This window comes from Providencia sp. PROV033 (assembly GCF_028484855.1).
Lineage (GTDB): Bacteria > Pseudomonadota > Gammaproteobacteria > Enterobacterales > Enterobacteriaceae > Providencia > Providencia alcalifaciens.
The window spans coordinates 1-3,236 of the sequence record NZ_JAMPSW010000173.1 but is presented as its reverse complement, the minus strand read 5'-3'; the positions used below and the strand labels follow the sequence as shown (position 1 = coordinate 3,236).

Annotated in this window: 4 protein-coding genes and 3 pseudogenes; all 7 read left to right on the top strand. The window is 31.2% G+C overall.

What is annotated here, in order from left to right:
• Position 1 precedes the first annotated feature (1 nt).
• Positions 2-391, top strand: coding sequence for a sugar 3,4-ketoisomerase (locus PSF16_RS16975; protein WP_272689761.1), 390 nt, complete (start codon positions 2-4; stop codon positions 389-391).
• Complete coding sequence (locus tag PSF16_RS16970; RefSeq protein ID WP_272689760.1) at positions 391-1,278, top strand: hypothetical protein; 888 nt, start codon at positions 391-393, stop codon at positions 1,276-1,278. Before PSF16_RS16975 ends, PSF16_RS16970 begins: the two co-directional genes overlap by 1 nt.
• Positions 1,265-1,738 carry an acyltransferase gene (locus tag PSF16_RS16965; RefSeq protein ID WP_272689759.1) on the top strand — a complete coding sequence of 158 codons (474 nt, stop codon included), beginning with the start codon at positions 1,265-1,267 and terminating at the stop codon, positions 1,736-1,738. The genes PSF16_RS16970 and PSF16_RS16965 overlap by 14 nt, the downstream gene beginning before the upstream one ends.
• 2 nt (positions 1,739-1,740) lie before the next feature.
• The gene (locus PSF16_RS16960; protein ID WP_272689758.1) at positions 1,741-2,685 is read left to right on the top strand and encodes a GNAT family N-acetyltransferase; all 945 of its coding nucleotides are present in this window, start codon (positions 1,741-1,743) and stop codon (positions 2,683-2,685) included.
• Positions 2,678-2,860 (top strand): annotated as a pseudogene (locus tag PSF16_RS16955) (DegT/DnrJ/EryC1/StrS family aminotransferase); the annotation flags it as partial. The gene PSF16_RS16960 and the pseudogene PSF16_RS16955, both read left to right, overlap by 8 nt.
• A pseudogene (locus PSF16_RS16950) lies at positions 2,859-3,077 on the top strand (hypothetical protein); the annotation flags it as partial. The pseudogenes PSF16_RS16955 and PSF16_RS16950, both read left to right, overlap by 2 nt.
• 9 nt (positions 3,078-3,086) lie before the next feature.
• Positions 3,087-3,215 (top strand): annotated as a pseudogene (locus tag PSF16_RS16945) (IS5/IS1182 family transposase); the annotation flags it as partial.
• Positions 3,216-3,236: the final 21 nt, after the last annotated feature.

Sequence of the window (3,236 nt, the reverse complement as noted above, 5' to 3'; positions counted from 1 at the left end):
AGTGAATACGATTGAATTTAAGAAACTTGGTGATGATAGAGGTTCGCTGGTTTCATTAGAGCAAAATAAAAATATTCCATTTGAAATTAAACGTATTTATTACATCTTTGGCACTAAAGATGGGGTTTCACGTGGATTTCATGCTCATAAAGAGTTAAAACAGCTCGCTATATGTGTCCGTGGAAGCTGCCGTTTTGTTATGGATGATGGCAAAAATAAAGAAGAAATTATTTTAAATTGTCCTCATACGGGCTTATTAATTGAACCAATGCAGTGGCATGAAATGTATGATTTTTCAGAAGACTGTATTATTGTGGTTTTAGCGAGTGACCACTATGATGAAAATGACTATATAAGAAACTACAACGATTTTATAGCTAGGAATAAATAATGAATACTTTTTTTCTTAGTCCAGTTTATCGAATTAGCCCATTTGAAACATCAGACTATGCCAAGACCATACAATATATTAGCCAAGCTCACCTAGATAAATCTAAATGTGAACCAATCAAAAATGGCTATAACGAATATTATACGGGATCAGGTAGAGAAGCAATTCAATTCTACCTCAAAAATTTACAGTTAAAAAAAGAAGATGAGGTTGCAATTATAACAACAACATCATCATACTATGTTAGTGCCTGTGTAACATCTACTATAGAAAAAATCTGTAAATGGGCACGAGGGATTACTAATAAGACCAAATGTATAATAATTATACATGAATTCGGGAAATTCTATCCACATATTAAAGAGTTATACAAGTACAATATTCCAATATTAGAAGATTTTGCTCATAGTTTTTCAGCATTATATTACACAGATGTCATTCAAGGTGATGCAGCTATTTTTAGTTTATCAAAATTTCTTCCATTAAATGGTGGCGGGTTATTACTCTCAAAAGAAGCACTAAAAGTAAAAAACAATGAAAATTATCATTTGCTATATCAAAAATACCGTGAAGATATTTTCAATTTTTTTAAAAAAAGAAAAATAGTAGAAAATCATTATATTAATGAACTAGCGAAATTGGATATATCTCCATATTTTAATTATGATAAAAATGAGTCTCCTGGCGCTTTTGTTTTTAGGATAGACAAATCTTTAGACTATCTACAAAATATGAAAATATATCTTCAGAGTAACTTCATTGAGTGTAGTGTTTTTTATGAAAATAAAGCATTTTTTTTGCCCTGTCATCATAAGCTAGAAATTGAAGATGTTAAATACATTGCTAATTTAATTAAAGGATATATAGAGAAAAATGATAACCAGTAACATTAAATTAGGTGAAAATGTTAACATTGATACATCAACATCTATCAATAATATTGAAATACATGATAATGTAAAAATCTCAAAAAATTGTTCTATATTTGGCTCATCACAAAATATTCTTGAGATCCATCGTGATGTTTATATTGGCATGAACTGTTTTATTAGTGGATTTTCAGCAAAAATAACTATAATGAACAATGTCAGCATTGCTCAAAATGTTTGTATTATGAGTGACTCGGGACCAAACGCTAGCGAATTAATGCAGGAGTTTTACCCTATAGAAAAAGCTAGTGTTTATATTGGCGAACATAGTTGGCTCGGTGTCAACTCAGTCATTCTACCTGGAGTCACGCTGGGTAAATTTTGTGTTGTTGCAGCAAATAGCTTAGTTAAAGATAGCTTTGATGATTATTCCGTAATAGCTGGAAACCCAGCTAGACTTATTAAGAAATTAAAATAAATATGATTACTATAAAACAATATACCTCTAATGATAAAATTATTTGGAATGAGTTTGTTAAACTAATTAAAAGTGAACATTTTTTCTTCTATCGAGAATATATGGATTATCACTCTGAAAGATTTACAGACCATTCATTAATGTTTTTTGATGAAAAAAATACTCTGCTAGCACTCCTCCCCGCAAACATGAGTAATAATACTATATATTCTCATCAAGGACTGACATTTGGTGGATTACTAATGAAGCCATCTGTAAAACAAAAAGATATATTAAAAATATTTAATTCCATAAAAGAATATTTAAAAAACAATAACTATAGCTCATTAATTTATAAAAAAATCCCTTATATATATAACAACATGCCAAATGATGAAGATTTGTATGGCTTATTTAGAGTTGATGCAAAATTAATCAGGCGGGATGTGTCATCAACCATAAGAATTAAAAATCAGATAAAGTACTCTAAAGGTAGAAAGTGGATACTGAAAAAAGCCAAGGAAAGTGGATTAGTATATTCAAAAACAGAAAATATTGATGAATTTTGGGAAAGTTTAGAGATGGTTTTATCTAATAATCATAATGTAAAACCTACGCACTCAGCAAGTGAGATAAAAGATCTTCATGAAAAGTTTCCAAACAATATAAAATTTTATACGGCCATATATAATAATAAACCAGTATCTGGAGCTGTTATATTTGAAGTGTCAGATGTGGCTCACACTCAATATTTATACAATACTTATGATGGTAGAGAAGTTGGTGCATTAGATGGGTTAATTGATTACCTAGTAAAAGAAGTATATGCATCAAAAGAATATTTTGACTTTGGTATTTCAAATGAAAATCAAGGAAAAGATTTAAATGAAGGGCTAATTGCTCAAAAGGAAGGCTTTGGTGCTAGAGCCGTTACACATGACTTTTTCGAGATAAAATCAAATGATTAATTTTTTAAATTTAAAAGATATAAATAGACAGTATCAAAATGAATTAAAAGAAGTCTGTTCAAGAGTAATTGATTCAGGATGGTATATAATGGGAAAAGAGCTAGAAGAATTTGAACATAATTTTTCTACTTACTGTGGTACTAAATATACTATTGGGGTGGCAAATGGCTTAGATGATTGATACTGCGCCAATACTGGCAATCACCGACTCAGCTATTATTGGTAAGTACGTTGGGACCTCATTGCTTATCGCCTATTATGGTGTGAACACGGTGAAAGATATTGAGCTATCGCTCAAACGCTTTAAGCAAAACGATATCGAAATTACGGGTGTGATCTTAAGAACCTATCCCAAAAGGAATTGTCAGATAATACATAATGATAATTTATGAGGGCAAAGCATGGTGGGTAACAAGTGGCAAATCAGTGATGAACTCTGGGAGAAAATGGCTCCTCTCATCCCGGAGCATAGAACTCAACACCCGCTGGGTACGCACCGCAAGCGGGTTGATAATCGCGCTGCAATGAACGTGTAGTGGTCAACTAAAATT